This is a genomic window from Bradyrhizobium sp. BR14999 (assembly GCF_056106085.1).
The window spans coordinates 6,288,017-6,306,291 of the sequence record NZ_CM148536.1 but is presented as its reverse complement, the minus strand read 5'-3'; the positions used below and the strand labels follow the sequence as shown (position 1 = coordinate 6,306,291).

Below are 18,275 nucleotides of genomic sequence, written 5' to 3'. Positions count from 1 at the left end.
GAAAGAGAAGTCATGACGTCCAGAGGTATTTCCATCGTCGTTGCGCGTTGCCTGTCGTCACTTGAATGGCTCTTCAGGCTGGATCGCGGCCTGCCGCAGGGCAATATCCGATGGGTCGTGGATGGACTGGCCGGGGCACTCGCGCTTGGTGTCGTCGCGGTCACGCCGGCGGCTGCGCAGGACAAGCCGAGCGCGTTGGGGCTGGGCATCTTCACATTCACGTCAGGTCCTGCCGCAGCCTACGGCATGCCGGGCAAGAACGCAGCCGACCTCATGATCGACGAGATCAATGCAAAGGGCGGCATTGGAGGCGTGCCGGTCAGCGCGACCTATGTCGACGAGGCGCAGGGCGCGCAGGGTGTGATCGCGGAATATCGCCGGCTCGCCGGGGATGCGAAGAACCAGGTCATGGTCGCCGCCTTGTCGAGCGCGAATTGCCTGGCGCTGGCGCCGCTCGCCGAGCAGCTCGAGATCCCCACCGTGGGCTGGAACTGCGACACCCACCAGCTGCTGATGGACGGCAAGAGCAAATATGTGTTCCGCCCCAACGGCAACACCGTGCCCGAATTCATCGCCTACGCGATCTACCTGCTGGATCGCAAACCCGACGTGAAGACAGTTGCGATCATCAACCCGGACTATGCGTTCGGTCATGACGCGGCCAAGATCTTCACCGCAGCGTTGAAAGCCTTGAAGCCGGACGTCGAGATCGTCGCCGAACTCTATCCGAAGCTCGGCTCACCGAACTACCAGACCGAAATCTCGCGCCTCACCACCGCGCGACCGGACGTGGTCTTCTCAAACCTTTGGGGCGCCGATCTCGAGAACTTCGTTCGCCAGGCCGCTCCGCGTGGGATCTTCACCTCCAGCCAAGTCATCCTCGCACTCGGCGAGACCGTGCTGCAACGCGTGCCCTTGCCTGACGGCGTGATCGTCGGCGTTCTCGGCGACGGCTGGTGGATGTCGCCGGACGCCAAGGCGAAGCCGGAGACGGTGAAGTTTGCCGAAGCCTACAAGGCGCGCTTCGCCGAGTATCCGGTGTTCCCGTCGATCAAGATGGCCAACGCGCTGATTTACGTGAAAGCCGCCTACGACGCCGCGATGCAGAAGAACGGCGGCAAATGGCCGACACGTGCCGAGCTCGCCGCCGCCATGAAGCGTAGCAAGGTCGAGACCCTGACCGGCACCGCGCAGACGCGCGCCGACAATGACGGCCTCGTCGACCAGATCGTCGGCGTCACCGCGAAGATACCGGCGCAGCAGTTTCCCGTGATCGGCGACATGGTTCGCTACAAGGGCGACAGCCTGATGCCGCAGGCCGGCCAGGATCCGCTGGCGTGGATTGCGACCCTCAAGCCCGAGTTTGCCAAAAGCCTGCCGAAGCCGGGCAGCTACAAATAGGTCTGGATAGCGTTCACCTGATTCCAGTCACGGAAGGCGTAAGCCGATGTCGAATGCAATCATCCCCCTGCTGCTGGACAGTCTGGCCAGCGCCGCGCTGATCTTCTTCGCGGCGGTCGGCCTGACGCTGGTCTTCAGCGTGCTGCGCGTCCTCAACGTCGCCCATGGCAGCCTGTATTCGATAGGCGGCTATGTCGCGGCTTCGATCTGCCTGTTCATCGCGAGCCGCCAGCTCAACCCGTATTTGTCGTTCCTGGCGCTGCTATTCAGCGCCGTGTGCGTCGCGGCGATATTCGGCCCCCTGATCGAGCGCGGGCTGGTCCGCTGGACCTATGGCAAATCGGAAGCCGTGCAGATCCTGATCACGTTCGGGCTGTTCCTCGTCCTGGAGGACCTTCAGCGCGTGATCTTCGGCGTCCAGTCCTTCTACGAAGACGCGCCGATGCGCCTGCTCGGCACCACGAGCATCGGCGGCGTCGTCTATCTCAACTACCAGATCCTCCTGATCGCCATGGCGCTCCTCGTCGTCATCGGCCTGCGGCTTTTGATCAATCACACAAGGTTGGGGCGCCTGATCACGGCCGTGGTCACCGACCGCGAGATGGCGCAGTCGATCGGCATCGATACCAACCGGATCTTCATCCTGGCGTTTTCGCTGGGCGTGTTCCTGGCAGCGTTGGGCGGTGCGCTGGCGACGCCGACGTCAGGCATCGCGCCTGGTCTTGGGGCCGACACCATGGTGCTCGCCTTTGCCGTTGCGGCGATCGGCGGCCTCGGACAGATCGAGGGCGCCGCCTTGGCCTCGCTGATCGTCGGCCTGGCGCGCGTGCTGGCGATCTATCTGGTGCCGTCGCTGGATGCGGTGGCGCCCTATGCGGCGATGGTTGTCGTTCTCCTGATCCGTCCCTACGGCCTGTTCGGATCGGTCACGGCGCGGAGGATCTGATGCCAACGATCGTTGCCGCTGCGGCGGTCCTCGTCATTGCGCTGCTGCCTGTTGCCGCTCCCTGGCTGCAATTCGTGCTGACGCTTGCGATCGCCAAGGGCTTTGCGGCGCTCGGCGTCGCCGTGCTGCTCCGCGCCGGGCTGATCTCGATCGGCCATGCGATGTTCTTTGCCGCGAGTGCCTATGCAGTCGCCTTCCTGGCGCGCGCCAGCATCAATGATCTTGGCCTGCTGCTGATCCTCTCGGTGCTGGGCGGAGCACTCGTCGGCGCCATCGCCGGATCGTTTCTCGTCCGCTATCGCGCGATCTTCTTCGCGATGTTGAATCTCGCGGTCTCCATGGTGTTCTACGCGCTGTGCGCCAAGCTATACGGCGTCACCGGCGGGACCGACGGCATGCCCGTGCCGGTCCCGGCTGTCTTCGGCGTCGTGATTGGCGAGCCGGCGTTCAAGAGCGTGCTGTTCTATCTCAGCCTGGGACTGATGGTGCTCGTCGGTCTTGCCGTGCAGCGCTACCTGAACAGCCCGCTCGGTCATGCGCTCTCGGCCGTCCATACCAACGAGATCCGGCTCGAATATCTGGGCATCCCGGTCTGGGCGATCCTGCTGATCGCCTATGTCGTTTCGGCGGCGCTTGCTGGCCTTGGCGGCGCGATCGCCGGCTTTGCGATCGGTCGCGTGGTCCCCGATTTCGCGTTCTGGACCGCATCGGGCCACCTCGTGCTGATCGCCGTGCTCGGCGGCATCGGCGGCGTGCCGGGCGCGTTCATCGGGGCCTTGTTCCTGGAGTTGCTGCACAGCGCCGCTGTGACCGTCACGGATTCGTGGAATTTGATCGTGGGCATGACGCTGATCGTCGTGATCATGTTCATGCCGCAAGGGATCTATGGATTGTTCGCGCGCAAGGAGGCGACGAGCCTATGACGCCTCCCATCCTGGAAGCAAAAGGTCTCCACGTCGCATTCAACGGCGTCAAGGCCGCTGATGACGTCAGCATCGCGATCCATGACGGCGAGTTCCTCGCGATCATCGGTCCGAACGGATCGGGCAAGACGACGCTGCTCAACATCTGCACGGGCTATATTCGTCCGAGATCGGGCAGTGTGCTGCTCGACGGCCACGACATCACGCGTCTGTCGCCACGCGCCATTGCGCGCCGTGGCGTCGCTCGCGCATTCCAGATTCCGCAGCTGTTCTCCGCACAGCGTGTGATCGACAACATGATGCTGGCGCTGGCGGCAACGGACGGTCTGTGGAGCGTGGTCCAGCCGCTTGAGACAGCGAAGCGACGAGAGGAGGCAAGGGCGTTGCTCGATCTCGTCGGGCTCGCCGACGATGCCGACCGGATCAGCAGCACGCTTCCCGAAGGGCATCGCAAGCTGCTGGACATCGCGGTTGCGCTGGCCTTGAAGCCGCGGCTGCTGCTGCTCGACGAGCCGACCAGTGGCGTGAGCGCCCTCGAGCGCTTCCCGCTCATGGAGGCGCTCATGAGCGCGCTGCGCCAGCGACGCATCACGGCGCTGTTCGTGGAGCACGACATGGACGTGGTCGCACGTTACGCAAGCCGAGTCCTGGTGTGGAACGCCGGCAACATCATGGCCGAGGGCCGGCCCGACGAGGTGTTCAGCAATGCGCAAGTCCGCCAACGTGTCGTAGGGGTGGCCTGATGCTCAGGCTCGACAAGGTCAGCGTCTCGATCGAGGGCGTCCGCGTGCTCCGCGCAGTCAGTTGCGAGATCATCGCGCGCAAGGCGACGGTGTTGATCGGGCGCAACGGCGCCGGCAAGACCACGACATTGCGTGCAATCATGGGCCTCATCGCGCTTGAAGAGGGCTCGGTCCGGCTCGATGCCGACGATCTCGGCAGCAGGCCCGCCCACACGCGCGCCCGTGCCGGGATTGGCTACGCGCCGGAAGACCGGCGCCTGATTCCGGAGTTGAGCGTGGAAGAGAACATCCGCCTTCCGGCATTGGCGCTGAAGCTCGATCGTGCCGAGATCGCGCGCAGGCTCGATGAGATCTACCAGCTGCTCCCCGAATTGCACGTGATGCGCTCCCGGCCCGCCGGTGGCGTTTCCGGAGGGCAGGGAAAGATGGTCGCGTTGGGGCGCGCGCTGACGGTGGCACGCAAGGTTTTGCTGCTCGACGAGCCCTTCCAGGGTCTGGCGCCGGCCCTCGCGCTCGACTACGCGCGGACGCTCGGCGAATTGCGCAAGCACCGGCCAGAGCTCGCCATGCTGATCACCGAATCCTCGCCCGCGCTGCTCGACCGGATCGCCGACAGGACGCTGCAGATCGAGCGCGGCGAAGTCCTGACCACATCGACCAAGGATAGGGAATTCCATGTTGCTGCAATTTGACCGCCTCGCAAATGACCGGACCGACCGTGTCGGGATCGAGATCGATTCCCTCGTCATCGCCGGCTGGGCGGGCAGGGACGCGGCGGCGATCGAGCACCACATCGAGGAGCTTGCCGCGCTCGGCATTCCGCGGCCCTCAACGACACCGCTCTACTATCGTGTCGCGGCACAAACCTTGACCCAGGACAGCCGCCTGACCGTTCTTGGTCCGGACAGTTCCGGCGAGGTCGAGCCGATCATCGTCGCCATGGCCGACGGGCTTTGGGTCGGCATCGGCTCCGACCATACCGACCGCAAGGCCGAAGCGTCGGGCATTGCTCTTTCGAAGCAGCTCTGCGGCAAGCCGCTCGGCCCACAGCTCTGGTCATATGCTGATGTCGAGGGGCATTGGGATGAGCTGGTCCTTCGCTCGTGGGCGACGATCGATGGGAAACGGGTTCTCTACCAGGACAGCCCGGTCTCCTCGCTCAGGACGCCGCGCGATCTCATCCGTCGCTACACCGGCACGGACTCGCTAGCGGCTGGCACACTGATGTTCTGCGGAACGCCCGGTGCGATCGGCGGCATTCGGCCGGGGACGCGTTTCGAGATGGAGCTAAAGGACCCGGTCCTCAACCGCTCCCTGACCCATGGCTACGACATCGACGTCCTGCCAGTCGTCTCCTGATCCTTTTCCCTAGGCGGGTGTCATGACAGTAACGCAGGATCAATCGCACCCTTCCGCCGTCGCACGGCTGGAGGCGGCACTTGCGCGCATCCACTCACCGGAAGCAAAGAACGTCTTCACGGCGGTCTTCCCGGACAGCGCCCGGTGGGAGGCTGAAGCGGCGGATCGGCGTGCCGCTGCGGGAACGCCCCGCGGTCCGCTCGATGGTCGTATCGTTTCGATAAAAGCGTTGTTCGACGTCGCCGGTACGGTCACGAGTTCCGGGTCTGCTGTCCTGCGCCGTTTGGCACCGGCGGTTGAAGACGCCGAGGTCGTGAAGCGGTTGCGGGCTGCGGGTGCCATCGTCATCGGCAAGACACAGATGACGGAATTTGCCTTTTCCGCGCTGGGTACGAATCCGCATGACGGGATGCCGGGCAATCCTCGAGATCGCGCCCGCGTTCCTGGAGGATCGTCATCGGGCGCTGCCGTGTCCGTGATTGACGGCATGGCCGACATAGCCATCGGTAGCGATACCGGCGGCTCCATCCGAATCCCGGCCGCGCTGTCAGGCGCCGTCGGTTTCAAGCCGACCAGTGGATTCGTGCCGACCGCCGGGGCGTTCTCGCTCTCATCTAGTCTCGACACAGTCGGTCCGATCGCCGCGAACGTCGAGGATTGTTTCGTGGCGGATCAGGTACTTTCAGGTGAAGGCGCGCCGTCGCGCCTGCGGCCAGCATCTCCCGGCACGTTCCGCCTTGTGGTTGCCCGCGGGCGCCTGTTTGATCGCTGCGAACCCGAGGTGCTCGCTGCGTTCGAGAAGGCCATAGAGTGGCTGCGATCGGGCGGCTTGCAGATCAAGGATGGATCCATCGAGGCTGCTCTCGATGATGTTGCACAGATCGACAAGCTCGGCACGTTCCCGTCGATCGAGGTCGGCGCAACGCTGCGCAGTCTGGGGCTTCCAGGCCTGGATGGGGTCGATCCTCGAACGCGCGTTCGCATCGAAGCCGGCGCCGGCATCCTCGGTACGGACTATGTGCGCATGGTTCGGTTCAGACACGCCGCGATCCGATCCTTCGAACAGTCTTTCGGCAACAACGAGGTTTTCATCCTGCCGACGACACCTATCCGGGCGCCGCTTCTTTCCTCTGTCGCGGCGGATGCGGCATTCCATGAGCTCAATGGCCTCGTGCTGCGCAACCCGCGCGTCGCCAATTTGCTCGACTGTCCGTCGATTTCGCTGCCGTTGCCGCTCGAAGGTCTTCCCGTGGGTCTGATGCTGATCGGCCGCCGGAATGCCGACCGGCGGTTGCTGGAGATCGCGTCCAGTGTGGAAACGCTGCTGCGGGGACATCGGCATACTGCGTAGCCCTTTCGCGCGACAGGGCCGCCGAATCTACCATTGCTTGGATGGGCTGTGGCAAGGCCGCCTCTGAAGCTGTAGCTTGCCGATGCCAAATGGAGACGGCGAGGCGGTTGGAGGTGCGGCGGTCCCGCGGAGGCAAAAGGAGATATGATAACCCGCTGATTTTCACTGGTGGGCCCGGCAGGACTCGAACTTGCAACCAGACCGTTACGAGCGGCAGACTATCGATCAGGTAGGTTGATATCGCTCTCCTTCTAGGACGAAGGATTTTGCTGAATTCAGGACGAAGCTGACTTTCTGCCGAGGACCCTCATCGATCCGGCCCAGCCTGGTTTACGCGTCAGGATCAGTGCTTGCGTTTGCTTCGCGACTTCTTTGGCGGCGCGCAGGTCGTGTCACGCACAACGAGTTCTGTCGGAATAAGGACTGACTCGAAAGGTGCGTCCCTGTTGCCGATGCGCCGCAACAGCAATTGGACTGCGGCCTTGCCAACGTTCGGCCTGGGAATCGCGACAGTAGTTAAGGCTGGACGCCACAGGGTCGCTTCGGCAATGTCATCGAAGCCCACGACAGAAAAGTCTTCGCCTGGAGTTAAATTTCGCGAGCGAAGGCCGAGCATGGCGCCGAAAGCGACGATATCGTTGAAGCATACGACGGCCGTCGGTGGTTCAGGCAAATCCAGCAGTTGGAGGACGTGTGCCATTCCGACGTCGCGCGTCTCTGCGCCGGATAGAACTAGCCTCGGCTCAAGCGGAATGCCGTGTTTGGCCAAAGCTTGCCGATAGCCGGCAAAACGATCGCGCCCGGTTGAAATGTTCTCGTTCGAGCCGATCATTCCGATACGCGTGTGACCAAGCTTGATGAGATGATCCACCGCCTTGATCATTCCACCGCGATGGTCAGGAGAGACGTAGTCGACCTTCGCACCCGGCACCGTTCGCGAGACAAGTACGCACGGCAGGTGCAGCGAATGCAAAGAGTTGACGAAGGATGCATCCGTGCCGACCGCTGGTACGATGAGCAATCCATCAACGTTGTATTCTCGCACCGTCTCGATGAAGGCGCTCTGCCTTGCCACCGACTCGCCGGTATTGGACATGAGAACGATGCGGTTCTCGGCTGTGAGTGCATCCTCAATTGCAGCGACGATTTCGGCAAAGTATGGATTCGTGAGATTGTTGACCGCCATCGCGATCATTCGCGTGTGAGGCAGGCGCAAGCTCGCGGCACCGCGATTGTACACGTAGCCGATGCTTCTGGCCGCTTCCAGCACCTTCTCGCGGGTTCGCTCGGGAATGGTAGGGCTGTTCCGAAGCACGAGAGAGACCGTCGCCTTGGACACGCCGCTGGCCTTGGCGATGTCCACGAGCGTCGGTCGAGAGTCGCCCTTTCTTGCTTTCGCGTCCACTATCTCGACGTCCCTAACCCGCCGTTTGAAGCTGCCGCTGGGCAGCATTCACAATGTCCGACGATCGTCAAGGGGCGAGTGTCATCCCACCCCGTGAAGAGCCAGTATAGTCCGCATGCGCGCAGCTGCACACTCGGGATCTGCAAAGAGCCCGATCGACGCCGCGTGCCGAAAGACGCGGGAGAGATGCAGGATGGAGCGGGCGCCTTGCTGAGCTCCGAGCATCGTAAAGTGGTCCTGGTGACCATTCAAATATGCCAGGAAGACGATACCCGTCTTGTAGTATTGGGTTGGCGCTCGAAACAGTTCGCGCGATAGGGCGACGGTCGGATCCAGGATTTCACGAAAGGCTTTGGTGCCAGCCGTCCGGTCCTCATCGCTCAGTGCCAGCAGTGCTGCGGAAGCGGCGGGCGCGATCGCGTCGAAGATGCCGAGAAGTGCATGGCTGAACCCCTGATCGTCTCCCGCAATCAGCTCAGGGTAGTTGAAGTCGTCGCCCGTGTACATTTTGACGCCGGGCGGCAGCCGCCTGCGCATGGCAATTTCGTACTTCTCATGGAGAAGCGAGATTTTGATCCCGTCGATCTTGTGAGCATTGTCCGCGATCATCCCAAGGCAAACATCCATGGCCGCGCTGATGTCGTGGTGTCCCCAATAGCCGGCAAGCGCAGGGTCGAACATGTCGCCAAGCCAATGAAGGATTACGGCCTGATCAGCCTCAGCCAGCACTCGCCTGTAGACCTCGGCATAGTCGGCGGGACCGCCCGCCGCGCTTACCAATGCCCGGCTGGCCATGAGAATTACTCGCCCTCCGAGTTTTTGGACGAAGGACAATTGCTCGGAATATGCCTTCACGACCTTGTCCAGGCTCGCGCCGACGAGATCAATGTGGTCTGTCCCGACGCCGGAGAAGACGATTGCGCCCGGCCGCGCCTTGGCGCTCTGGACTGTGTTTCGGATCAAGGTTTGAGCAGAGGCCCAGTCAAGGCCCATGCCCCGTTGGGCTGTGTCCATAGCCTCCGCGACGCCCAATCCGAGATCCCAAAGATAATCTCGGAAGCGTTGAGTGGCCTCGAAGTCAATTGCGATGTCCCGCATTGGGGAAATATCGGCGCGGGGATCGGAAACAACATGTCCGGCGGACAGGGCGATCCGCGCCATGGGCTGGTTCAGCTTTGACGTGCGCCATTTGGCGGGAGCGGGCACGGTGTATTCATCCATGCGACCGTCGTCACGCGGCAATCGAATGAGAGTCATTGGACGTTGCCTCCTTCGTTGGTTGTTCGACGGCGGGCGAGCAGGGTGGTTTCACCATCCTGCACGACTGTTCCATCTTGCTTCGTAACTTCGAAAGCGAGGGCGAGAATGCCGCGGCCCTTGCTCGAGAGCCGGGCGCTTGCGATGCGTACGTTGGCTCCGATCCGATCCCCTGCGAAGATTGGCGCCCGAAATCTCCAATTCCAACCGAGTGACGCGATCGCCATAACGCGAACTGCGGATCGGTTCTTGAGCCCATCCACAAGCGCCAATCCTAATAACCCGTGTGCAACTCTGGCCGGGAATCCCAGTGACTTGGCAAATTCGTCATCCATATGGACGTCGAAGAAATCTCCGGACAGGCCTGCAAAACTGACGATATGGGCATCCGTCACAACGAGGCGGCCTGTTTCGTAGCAGTCGCCCTCGGCGATATCTTCAAACCAATATTCGCCGGCCTCGAGCCGGCGTCCCGGCCTTCCCATCACAGGCTCCGCAGTGCAAGGCCGCCATCGACGCGAACGACTTCGCCGGTCGAATAGCCAAGCTGCCCCTTCGCCAACATGGCTGCCGCCCTTCCGATGTCATCGGGCTCGCCCCAGCGCTTGATGGGGGTCAGCCCCGCGGCGATCAGGCGGTCGTATTTATCTCTCGCCACGGCGGTCATCTGAGTGCGGATAATCCCGGGGCGGATCTCGTAAGATCCGATGCCATGCTCGGCGAGGCGGACCGCAAAGAGTTGAACCTGCATGGAAAGCCCTGTTTTGGAGATGCAGTACTCTCCGCGATCAATCGACGCGAATTCGGCATTGATGGATGACACAGTGATGATGCTGCGAAACGAGGATGTGTCCGCACCGATCATTCGACGCGCGACCTCCTGGGTGAGGAAGAACGGGCCGCGTAGGTTGATCGCCATGACGCGATCGTAGCTGTCGGGGGTCACTTTCAGGAGGTCATCCCGGATTCCGACGGACACGCCTGCATTGTTGACCAGGCATTCGAGGCCACCGAAGGCGCCCCACGCTTCTTCCACAAACTGCTGATGCGCACCTACGCTCGAGATATCGAAAGCGACGGCCTGTGCTTCTCCGCCGCTTCTGCGGATGGCGTCCACGGTTTCGGAAAGATCTGTCGAACCGGGCAGATCGTTCACGACAACAGCGAACCCTGCGCCGGATAGGGCAGCAGCGATGGCCCTACCTATCCCGCGACCCGCCCCGGTGACCAAAGCGCGCGGGCGCCCCTGATTGTTCATGCGCGTTTCCTGTGTCTCTGCTCAGCCGTGGAATGGCACTTGCCAAAGCCCGTAAGAGCTGTTACTAGATCGATCTACTAGATCGTTCTACTATATCGTTCTAGTAACACAAGCAAGAGAAAACTAGTCGCGGCACGGAGGAGCCACATGAATCGCCCTGTAGATCGCCGAACTGTCGTAACCGGGATGGGTGCCCTCGGGCTCATGGCCGTGGGCGCACGAGCCCAACGGCTTGGTCCGATGCCCTCGTCACCTGTCGCGCTCAACATTATCGACGTGGCTGGCAATCTCGCTCTGAGCCAGAAATCCATCGACGCCTACAGGCAGCAAAATTCCAAGCTCGTCTCGCGGATCGCTTATTCGAAGGCGCCAGCGCCGGAGCTCGCCAGCAAACTGAAGGCGCAGCAGTCAGCCAATCGCGTCGATATCGATGTCGTGCTTACCGGCACGGACGGCCTGTTTGCCGGGATCGAGCAGCAATTGTGGCAGGAGCTACTGCCGCAGTATGCGGGCGCGTTGCCCAAGCCCGAAGAAATTTACGATGGCGGCGCCCTCAAAATGCAGGGCCTGGCAAAGGGGCAGGGTATGGAGATCGCCTATACGCCGTCGGGTCCGCTGTTTGAGTACATGCCCGGGCGCGTCAAGAAAGTTCCGAAAACCGCCGACGATTTGCTTGCTTACGCTCGTGAGAACAAGAACCGCTTCCTCTATGCGAGGCCTGCCAACTCCGGGCCGGGGCGCACCTTCCTGATGGGGTTACCCTATCTTCTCGGGGACAAAGATCCCTCGGATCCGCAAAAAGGGTGGGACAAGACCTGGGCCTATCTGAAGGCTCTCGGCGAGAACATTGAATACTATCCTTCCGGAACTGGGCAGACGATGAAGGAGCTCGGTGACGGTACGCGGGACATGATCGTTTCGACGGTCGGTTGGTACATCAACCCGCGGGTGCTCGGCATTGTACCCAAGGAGGCAGCGCTCTGTGCTCTGGAGGGCTTCCATTGGGTCGCGGACGCAATGTTCTTTGCCGTGCCGAAAGGCGTGGCGGCAGAGAAAATGCCGGTCGTGATCGATCTGCTCAAGCATCTGCTCAAGCCTGAGCAGCAAGCCTTTGCGTACGACGAGGGCTATTTCTATCCAGGGCCATCCGTGAAGGGGTCGACGCTCGCAATGGCTCCGCAGGAAAGCCAGGACGCCATCAAGGAGTTCGGTTGGCCTGACTACGACCGCGTGACCGCGTCCGCACCGCTCGAAATACAGCTCCAGGCGGATCAACTCGTGGCGGCGTTCCGGCGCTGGGACGAGGAAATCGGCGCCGCCAAGCGCAAATAGCCCGCGCGAAAAGCTCCCAAACTGGGGCTGCCCGACGCGATTGGCAGCCCCCTTTTTCGCAATTTCAAGTCGACGGAATCAGAACGGTCGACACACGGGATTAGGATCCATGACCATCGCCCTCCAGAAGTTTGACGAGCTCCGCCTCGAGCAGGTTCGCCGCGAGTTCGGAGGATTGAACGCGCTCAAGGATGTGACGCTCACCGTGAAGCGCGGCGAATTCATAGCCCTGCTCGGGCCCTCCGGTTGCGGAAAGTCGACGACCCTTAACTGCATTGCCGGGCTCCTTCCGGTTACGGGCGGGTCTATTTGGCTCGACAAGCGGCGCATTGACACGCTTCGACCGGAAGAGCGTGGCTTTGGGATGGTGTTTCAGAGCTATGCGCTTTTCCCTCACCTCACCGTGAAGCAGAACGTGGGGTTCGGGCTGAAGATGCGCGGCGTGCCGAAAGCAGAAATTTCGCGAAAGGTGAACGAAGCGCTGGCGCTCGTCCGCCTCACTGGGCAAGCGCAGAAGCTGCCCGGCCAACTCTCAGGAGGACAGCAGCAGCGCGTCGCAATCGCGCGAGCGATCGTCATCGAGCCGCCACTCGTTCTGATGGACGAACCCTTATCGAACCTTGACGCCAAGCTACGCCTCGAGATGCGAGCCGAGATAAGACGGATCCACAACACGCTCGGCGCGACCACGATCTACGTCACACACGATCAGGACGAGGCGCTCTCTCTCGCCGATCGAATCGTCGTGCTAAAGGATGGCGTTATCCGCCAGGTCGGCACCCCCAATGAACTCTATGAGAAGCCGGCTCACATCGACGTCGCGGACTTCATGGGCTTCCGAAATCGTATCAAGGGTCGGGTCGTCCGTCAGGTTGGCAACAGCGCCACGCTTGCCGTTGGCGGTAGCGAGGTCACGGGCGTCTTGCGAAGTTCAGTGGCGGACGGCTCCGAAGCCTACGCAGCGATCCGCGCGGATGACCTGATGACTGGCGAACCCGGGCAGAACGCGTTCGCCGCGCGGATCGAGACCATCGAGTATCGGGGGCGCGAGTTTGTCGGAACGGCCCGTACGTCAGACGGCATTGATCTGATCTTCAGATCAGACCATGCAGTGGCACTCGGCGCAAATGTCCACCTGCGGGCCGCACCGGAACGTGTCCTCGTGTTCAGCGAAGCGATGTGAGGCGTCCATGACGATGACGGTCCTCGCCGAGAAGCAAACTATTGAATCTGGTCCGAGTTTGCGTCAGCGGATCGCCGCACGAGGCTTCGATGCGGTGACTCTTCTTGTGATCCCGGCGTTCGCCTTATTAGCGCTTCTCTTTCTCTATCCGTTCGCATACGGGCTGATCCTGTCGTTCGAGCCGAAGGCCGGATCTGCCTGGTCGAACTATGAGCGATTCTTCACTGATCCATACCTCTACACCACGATCTGGAAGACGCTCCTTCTATCGGTTCCAGTCACGGTGCTGAATCTCGTCGTTTCGCTGCCGGTCGCGTTCCGCGTGCGGCTTATGTACCGGCAGCGGCTGTTGACGACGATTCTGGTTGTCCCGATCACGCTTGGAACGGTTCTGATCGCTGAAGGACTCCTGAACTATCTGGGGCCACAAGGGTGGTTTAATCGCACCTTGATAGCGGTCGGGCTGATCGATCATCCGCTGCGCCTCGTGCACAATTATTGGGGTGTGTTCGCGTCGCTGGTGATCAACGGCTTCCCGTTCACCTTCCTTCTTGTCCTGTCCTATGTGACAGGGATCGATCCAGCACTCGAACAGGCCGCTGCGACTTTGGGCGCCAACGCTCGGCAACGCTTCACCAGCGTATTTCTGCCGATCTTGATGCCCGGGCTTGCAATCACCTTCTGCCTGAGCTTCGTGCAGGCGTTTTCGGTTTTTCCCTCCGCCGTCCTGCTGGGTGAGCCGGCGGGACAAACCCGGGTGATTTCGATTGCGGCCTATCAAGCTACGTTCGAGGAGTACGACTATTCGATGGCATCTGCGATCGCGATGATCATGGGCTTCGTTCAGCTCGCGATTGTCGTCGGCATGATGGCGACCCGCGGCCTGTTCTATCGGGGCCCCGTCGCAGGGACGAAGGGGTAAGATCGATGATCCGCGACACATCTCTCTCATCAAAGCTGTGGATCCGAGCGGTCTGGATTTTTGTCGGATTCTTCATTCTCAACCTGTTCGCGATGATCGCCTCGGTCGTGACGAGTTCGTTCGCGACCCGCTGGCTTGGCACATGGTTTCCTGCTGGCTGGACCACGCGTTGGTATTCATCGGCCTGGAGCGAATTCCAGCTTCAGGACGTCCTGCTCGTTACCTTCGAAGTCGTCGGGGCGGTCGTCGTCATATCGGGGCTGTTGGGTGTCACCGCGGCATATGCGCTCGCCCGCCGAGACTTCGCTGGGAAGAAGATGATCATGCTGGTCATCCTCCTACCGTTGATCGTGCCACCGATCACCTTCGGCATCCCGCTCGCCACCGCCCTCTATCAGACTGGGTTTGCAGGAACGTTCTGGGGCGTCGTCGCGGCTAACCTGGTCCCGACCGTGCCGTTTGTTATCTTGGTCATGATCCCGTTTATCGAGCAGATCGATCCAAGGCTCGAGGCGGCCGCACGAGTGTTCGGCGCGAATACGTTCAAGTTGTTTGTGCACGTTCTGATGCCATTACTTCTTCCCGGCATTCTGGCCGCCCTGTTGCTGGTGCTCGTTCGGACAATCGCAATGTTCGAGCTCACCTTCCTGGTCGCCGGCCCCACGAGCCAGACACTCGTAGTCGCTCTCTATTATGCTGTGTTCGCCGCGGGTGTGCGGGCCGTTCAGTCGATCGATGCGATGGCCGTCGTTTACATGGTGACAACGCTTGCCTGGCTGATCATCGCGCTGAGGTTCGTGAACCCAACGCAGATCGTCACTCGTGCCAAGCAGCAGCCGGCCCACTGACTCCAGTCCGTTCGACGATCACTTGGGAGATCGAAAGTGAAGCAAAAGATTATCACAGCGTCCGACGCTGCGAAACTTGTCGGCGACAGAGACGTCGTTTGCATCGGGGCCTCTGCGGGATTGAATTGCCCCGATTTCGTGCTCGCCGCCATCGGCGAACGGTTCCGCTCGGAGGGGCACCCGCGCGATCTCACGGTATTCTCTCCCATCGCGGCCGGCGACATGTACGGGATCAAGGGAATCGACCATCTCGCCCAGAAGGGATTGCTGTCGACGATCCTCGCCGGCTCCTACCCAAGCGGCCCTTCGTCGCTCCCATCTCCGGCGATTTGGGAGATGATCGGCAGGAACGAGGTCGCCGCATATAACCTGCCCTCGGGCGTCATGTACGATATGGCGAGGGACGTTGCGGCAAAGCAGGCTGGCGTACTGACCAAGGTTGGCCTCGACACGTTCGTGGACCCGCGGCTCGATGGCTGCAAGATGAATGAGGCGGCAGCTAAGCGCGGAGAAATCGTACACCTCGTCGAGTTCGGCGGAGAGCCCTGGCTGCATTTTCCCAATCACGCCCCTCAAGTCGCCATCATCCGCGGCACTACCGCCGATGAGCGTGGCAACATCTCGATGGAGCATGAAGGCGCTGTCTTGGGTATGGTCGATCTCGCGCTTGCGGCACGTAATTCCGGCGGAATCGTCATCTGCCAAGTCAAGCGGTCGACTGCATCAGGTTCGATTCCGACACACCGCGTCCACGTGCCCTCGACGCTGGTAGACTACATTGTGGTTGACCCGGAGCAGGCGCAGGCAACCGAGATCTCTTACGATCCCGCGATAAGCGGTGAGACGCGCCGCCCGCTTTCCTCGTTTGAGCCCGAGCCGTGGAGCGTCGAGAAAGTCATCGCCCGTCGTGCAGCGATGGAATTGATGGACGACAGCGCCGTTAATCTCGGCTTCGGCATTTCGGCCATGGTCCCCCAAATTCTCGTTGAAGAAGGCCATGCCGAGGCGGTCACATGGGCTATCGAGCAGGGAGCGGTCGGGGGCGTGCCGCTTACCGGATTCGCATTTGGATGCGCGGCGAATGCGCAGGCAATTGTTCCGACACCGCAACAGTTCACCTATTTTCAGGGCGGAGGCTTCGACAGCTCGTTCCTTTCATTTCTGGAGGTCGACGCGCTCGGAAACGTCAACGTGTCGCGTCTTGCCGCACGGCCTTATTTGACCGCGGGATGCGGAGGGTTCGTTGATATTACGGCAAACGCCCGCAAGATCGTTTTCAGCGGTTACTTCATGGCGGGCGGCCTTAGGGTGTCCGCAGGCGAAGGCAGACTGCGCATCGAGCAAGAAGGCAAGATCGCAAAGTTCATTCCCGAGGTCAGCCACGTCACGTTCAGTGGCCGGCGGGCTGTGGATCGGGGATGCGATGTCACCTACGTAACCGAACGGTGCGTGTTGGCGCTCAAGCCAAGCGGTCTGACCGTCGTAGAGATAGCCCCGGGCGTTGACCTCGAACGCGACATCATCGCGAGGGCGGGCACGCCCCTTTTCGTGGCTGACGATCTGAAGCTGATGGACGAACGACTATTTCGTCCGGAGCGGTTCGGTCTGAAATTGCAAGACCGAACAGGCACGAAGCCGCAGAGCAAACAACGCGCCGCCTGAGGAAATCGAAATGTCGAAGCAGATTGTCGCAAATTCCGTCTTCGAAACGAGCGTGCCTCGTCCCGGCGTGCTGCTGGTCCGAATCGTGTCCCAGCCTCTCGGCGTCTTCACGGTGGAGGCCCGTCGCGAACTGAAGGCGCTGCTGGAGCGGGCCCGGGTCGACTATTCGGCACGATGCATCGTCCTGATCGGAACGGGGGCGGCCTTCTCGGTTGGTTCAAACATCCGGGAGTTTGAGGCGACGGCGGAGTGGATTGAATCTGCTCGCCTCGCGGAGACGGCATTGAACGAAGCCATTGAACTCGGACCGGTGCCAGTCATCGCCGCCTGCAATGGGCATACGCTTGGCGGCGGCGCGGTCATGGCACTCGCCTGCGATATCCGGATCGCGGGACGCAGTGCGAAGTTCGGTGTGCCCGAGGCCAAGCTCGGAGCGATGCCGACCGCGACAGGGACCATGCGGCTGCCGCTCCTCGTCGGCCGCGGTCAAGCTCTCCGTTTGATGCTGACGGCACAGCCGATCGATGCAGAAGAGGCGTATCGGATCGGCATCTTCGATGAGCTGGTCGATGATGACAAGCTGCTCGATCGCGCATTGGAGGTCGCAGGTCAAATCGCGGCGGTGTCGCCGCAAGCGGTTAGCGCATCTCGGCGCTGTGTTTCGGCTACATTGCGGCTCGGATATCACGCAGGGCTGGCGATGGAGTCTGAAATCACCGTTCCCCTTGGGCTCTCGGACGACGCGATCGAAGGTAAGGCAGCTTTCGTAGAGAAGCGCGCCCCCAGGTTTAAGTAGAGAAGTGACTGCGATGCCCGAAATTTCGATCCGCCCCCTGCCGCTGTCGCGCTGTTCGATCAACACTGCCACTCTCGGGCACCGCTCTCCTATTGGAGATGTCATCGAACGTGTGGCCCGTCACGGCTTCGGTGGAATTGCGCCATGGCGCCGGGATCTCGAAGGAGAGGACCATCGCCTCATCGGCAAGCACATTCGAGACGCTGGTCTGGCGTTGAGCGGGTACTGTCGCGGAACCTACTTTCCAGGCGCAAACCGGAGCAATTTCGAAGCGAACGTTGCCGATAATCGTCGTGCAATCGATGAGGCGGCCGAATTGGGCGCGCCGTGCTTTGTCTTGGTGGTCGGGAGTCTCCCAGAGGGGAGCAAAGATCTGAATTCAGCTCGGGCGCAAGTGGCCGAAGATCTTGATATCCTCCTGCCTTACGCCAAAAAGGCGGGCGTCGGCCTCGCGGTTGAGCCCCTCCATCCCATGTATGCGGGTGACCGCTCATGCATAACGAGCCTCGGAGAAGCTTTGGCGCTATGCGAACGTCTGGATCCGTCGCGCGAAGGTGGGATCGGAGTGGCCATAGACGTCTATCACGTCTGGTGGGACTGGCGCTTGAGCGAGGATATCGCCGCCGCCGGACCATCGAGGCGGATCATGGCTTTCCACGTCTGCGATTGGCTCGTCCCGACCAGCGATCTTCTGCTCGACCGTGGAATGACGGCAGATGGTGTCATCGACATCAAGCATATCCGGCGCGAAATTGAAGCCACAGGCTATAGCGGCTTCACGGAAGTAGAGGTCTTTTCCAGACGTTGGTGGTCCACGCCCGAGGACGACGTCCTCGTTGCTTGCGCCAAGGGCTTTTCCTCGATTTGAGAACACGGCTTGAACTAGCGC

The 18,275-nt window shown here is 61.4% G+C and carries 18 protein-coding genes; 14 read left to right on the top strand and 4 right to left on the bottom strand.

Annotated features, from left to right (window positions below; genetic code table 11):
• Positions 1–12: 12 nt before the first annotated feature.
• Genes ACR9YP_RS29600 through ACR9YP_RS29570 form a run of 7 tightly spaced genes read left to right on the top strand, consistent with a single transcriptional unit; the run spans position 13 to position 6,723 of the window.
• On the top strand, positions 13–1,401 hold the full coding sequence (locus tag ACR9YP_RS29600; RefSeq protein ID WP_438109337.1) for an ABC transporter substrate-binding protein: 1,389 nt from the start codon (positions 13–15) through the stop codon (positions 1,399–1,401).
• Between the two features lie 46 nt (positions 1,402–1,447).
• Positions 1,448–2,347, top strand: coding sequence for a branched-chain amino acid ABC transporter permease (locus ACR9YP_RS29595; RefSeq protein ID WP_474217709.1), 900 nt, complete (start codon positions 1,448–1,450; stop codon positions 2,345–2,347).
• Complete coding sequence (locus tag ACR9YP_RS29590) at positions 2,347–3,270, top strand: branched-chain amino acid ABC transporter permease (RefSeq protein WP_438109335.1); 924 nt, start codon at positions 2,347–2,349, stop codon at positions 3,268–3,270. The genes ACR9YP_RS29595 and ACR9YP_RS29590 overlap by 1 nt, the downstream gene beginning before the upstream one ends.
• Positions 3,267–4,013: an ABC transporter ATP-binding protein gene (locus ACR9YP_RS29585; protein ID WP_474217708.1), complete on the top strand. Its 747-nt coding sequence runs from the start codon at positions 3,267–3,269 to the stop codon at positions 4,011–4,013. Before ACR9YP_RS29590 ends, ACR9YP_RS29585 begins: the two co-directional genes overlap by 4 nt.
• Complete coding sequence (locus tag ACR9YP_RS29580; protein WP_474217707.1) at positions 4,013–4,705, top strand: ABC transporter ATP-binding protein; 693 nt, start codon at positions 4,013–4,015, stop codon at positions 4,703–4,705. Before ACR9YP_RS29585 ends, ACR9YP_RS29580 begins: the two co-directional genes overlap by 1 nt.
• Positions 4,689–5,372, top strand: coding sequence for a DUF2848 domain-containing protein (locus ACR9YP_RS29575; RefSeq protein ID WP_438109333.1), 684 nt, complete (start codon positions 4,689–4,691; stop codon positions 5,370–5,372). The genes ACR9YP_RS29580 and ACR9YP_RS29575 overlap by 17 nt, the downstream gene beginning before the upstream one ends.
• 22 nt (positions 5,373–5,394) lie before the next feature.
• Entirely contained in the window at positions 5,395–6,723 is a 1,329-nt protein-coding gene (locus ACR9YP_RS29570; protein WP_438109332.1) for an amidase family protein, read from the top strand.
• 343 nt (positions 6,724–7,066) lie between these two features.
• Here ACR9YP_RS29570 and ACR9YP_RS29565 read toward each other — a convergent pair whose 3' ends face one another.
• The 4 genes from ACR9YP_RS29565 to ACR9YP_RS29550 are packed head-to-tail and all read right to left on the bottom strand — an operon-like array spanning position 7,067 to position 10,643.
• Entirely contained in the window at positions 7,067–8,176 is a 1,110-nt protein-coding gene (locus tag ACR9YP_RS29565; protein WP_474217706.1) for a LacI family DNA-binding transcriptional regulator, read from the bottom strand.
• A 33-nt stretch (positions 8,177–8,209) separates the two neighbouring features.
• Positions 8,210–9,385 (bottom strand): dihydrodipicolinate synthase family protein, encoded by a 1,176-nt coding sequence (locus ACR9YP_RS29560; RefSeq protein WP_474217705.1) that lies wholly within the window; start codon positions 9,383–9,385, stop codon positions 8,210–8,212.
• Positions 9,382–9,870 (bottom strand): MaoC family dehydratase, encoded by a 489-nt coding sequence (locus ACR9YP_RS29555; RefSeq protein WP_438109324.1) that lies wholly within the window; start codon positions 9,868–9,870, stop codon positions 9,382–9,384. The genes ACR9YP_RS29560 and ACR9YP_RS29555 overlap by 4 nt, the downstream gene beginning before the upstream one ends.
• On the bottom strand, positions 9,870–10,643 hold the full coding sequence (locus ACR9YP_RS29550; protein WP_438109322.1) for a 3-ketoacyl-ACP reductase: 774 nt from the start codon (positions 10,641–10,643) through the stop codon (positions 9,870–9,872). The genes ACR9YP_RS29555 and ACR9YP_RS29550 overlap by 1 nt, the downstream gene beginning before the upstream one ends.
• Before the next feature lie 147 nt (positions 10,644–10,790).
• Here ACR9YP_RS29550 and ACR9YP_RS29545 point away from each other — a divergent pair, with 147 nt between their 5' ends.
• From ACR9YP_RS29545 to ACR9YP_RS29515, 7 genes are all read left to right on the top strand, one after another.
• Entirely contained in the window at positions 10,791–11,975 is a 1,185-nt protein-coding gene (locus ACR9YP_RS29545; RefSeq protein WP_474217704.1) for an extracellular solute-binding protein, read from the top strand.
• 109 nt (positions 11,976–12,084) lie between these two features.
• Positions 12,085–13,158, top strand: coding sequence for an ABC transporter ATP-binding protein (locus ACR9YP_RS29540; protein ID WP_438109319.1), 1,074 nt, complete (start codon positions 12,085–12,087; stop codon positions 13,156–13,158).
• Between the two features lie 13 nt (positions 13,159–13,171).
• Positions 13,172–14,080, top strand: coding sequence for an ABC transporter permease (locus ACR9YP_RS29535; protein ID WP_438110805.1), 909 nt, complete (start codon positions 13,172–13,174; stop codon positions 14,078–14,080).
• A gap of 5 nt (positions 14,081–14,085) precedes the next feature.
• A complete protein-coding gene (locus ACR9YP_RS29530; RefSeq protein WP_438109317.1) occupies positions 14,086–14,928 on the top strand; it encodes an ABC transporter permease in 843 nt (280 codons plus the stop codon).
• A gap of 36 nt (positions 14,929–14,964) precedes the next feature.
• Positions 14,965–16,590: an acyl CoA:acetate/3-ketoacid CoA transferase gene (locus tag ACR9YP_RS29525; protein WP_438109315.1), complete on the top strand. Its 1,626-nt coding sequence runs from the start codon at positions 14,965–14,967 to the stop codon at positions 16,588–16,590.
• 10 nt (positions 16,591–16,600) lie between these two features.
• Entirely contained in the window at positions 16,601–17,386 is a 786-nt protein-coding gene (locus tag ACR9YP_RS29520; RefSeq protein ID WP_474217703.1) for an enoyl-CoA hydratase/isomerase family protein, read from the top strand.
• Positions 17,387–17,399: 13 nt separating this feature from the next.
• On the top strand, positions 17,400–18,254 hold the full coding sequence (locus ACR9YP_RS29515) for a sugar phosphate isomerase/epimerase family protein (RefSeq protein ID WP_438109312.1): 855 nt from the start codon (positions 17,400–17,402) through the stop codon (positions 18,252–18,254).
• Positions 18,255–18,275: the final 21 nt, after the last annotated feature.

What these genes read in the sequence shown, in the direction of transcription:
- ACR9YP_RS29600 (WP_438109337.1), top strand. Translation starts at nt 13, where the DNA reads ATGACGTCCAGAGGTATTTCCATCGTCGTTGCGCGTTGCCTGTCGTCA.
- ACR9YP_RS29540 (WP_438109319.1), top strand. Translation starts at nt 12,085, where the DNA reads ATGACCATCGCCCTCCAGAAGTTTGACGAGCTCCGCCTCGAGCAGGTT.
- ACR9YP_RS29520 (WP_474217703.1), top strand. Translation starts at nt 16,601, where the DNA reads ATGTCGAAGCAGATTGTCGCAAATTCCGTCTTCGAAACGAGCGTGCCT.
- ACR9YP_RS29585 (WP_474217708.1), top strand. Translation starts at nt 3,267, where the DNA reads ATGACGCCTCCCATCCTGGAAGCAAAAGGTCTCCACGTCGCATTCAAC.
- ACR9YP_RS29560 (WP_474217705.1), bottom strand. Translation starts at nt 9,385, where the DNA reads ATGACTCTCATTCGATTGCCGCGTGACGACGGTCGCATGGATGAATAC.
- ACR9YP_RS29535 (WP_438110805.1), top strand. Translation starts at nt 13,172, where the DNA reads ATGACGGTCCTCGCCGAGAAGCAAACTATTGAATCTGGTCCGAGTTTG.
- ACR9YP_RS29595 (WP_474217709.1), top strand. Translation starts at nt 1,448, where the DNA reads ATGTCGAATGCAATCATCCCCCTGCTGCTGGACAGTCTGGCCAGCGCC.
- ACR9YP_RS29575 (WP_438109333.1), top strand. Translation starts at nt 4,689, where the DNA reads ATGTTGCTGCAATTTGACCGCCTCGCAAATGACCGGACCGACCGTGTC.
- ACR9YP_RS29515 (WP_438109312.1), top strand. Translation starts at nt 17,400, where the DNA reads ATGCCCGAAATTTCGATCCGCCCCCTGCCGCTGTCGCGCTGTTCGATC.
- ACR9YP_RS29570 (WP_438109332.1), top strand. Translation starts at nt 5,395, where the DNA reads ATGACAGTAACGCAGGATCAATCGCACCCTTCCGCCGTCGCACGGCTG.
- ACR9YP_RS29545 (WP_474217704.1), top strand. Translation starts at nt 10,791, where the DNA reads ATGAATCGCCCTGTAGATCGCCGAACTGTCGTAACCGGGATGGGTGCC.
- ACR9YP_RS29565 (WP_474217706.1), bottom strand. Translation starts at nt 8,176, where the DNA reads ATGCTGCCCAGCGGCAGCTTCAAACGGCGGGTTAGGGACGTCGAGATA.
- ACR9YP_RS29530 (WP_438109317.1), top strand. Translation starts at nt 14,086, where the DNA reads ATGATCCGCGACACATCTCTCTCATCAAAGCTGTGGATCCGAGCGGTC.
- ACR9YP_RS29550 (WP_438109322.1), bottom strand. Translation starts at nt 10,643, where the DNA reads ATGAACAATCAGGGGCGCCCGCGCGCTTTGGTCACCGGGGCGGGTCGC.
- ACR9YP_RS29555 (WP_438109324.1), bottom strand. Translation starts at nt 9,870, where the DNA reads ATGGGAAGGCCGGGACGCCGGCTCGAGGCCGGCGAATATTGGTTTGAA.
- ACR9YP_RS29580 (WP_474217707.1), top strand. Translation starts at nt 4,013, where the DNA reads ATGCTCAGGCTCGACAAGGTCAGCGTCTCGATCGAGGGCGTCCGCGTG.
- ACR9YP_RS29590 (WP_438109335.1), top strand. Translation starts at nt 2,347, where the DNA reads ATGCCAACGATCGTTGCCGCTGCGGCGGTCCTCGTCATTGCGCTGCTG.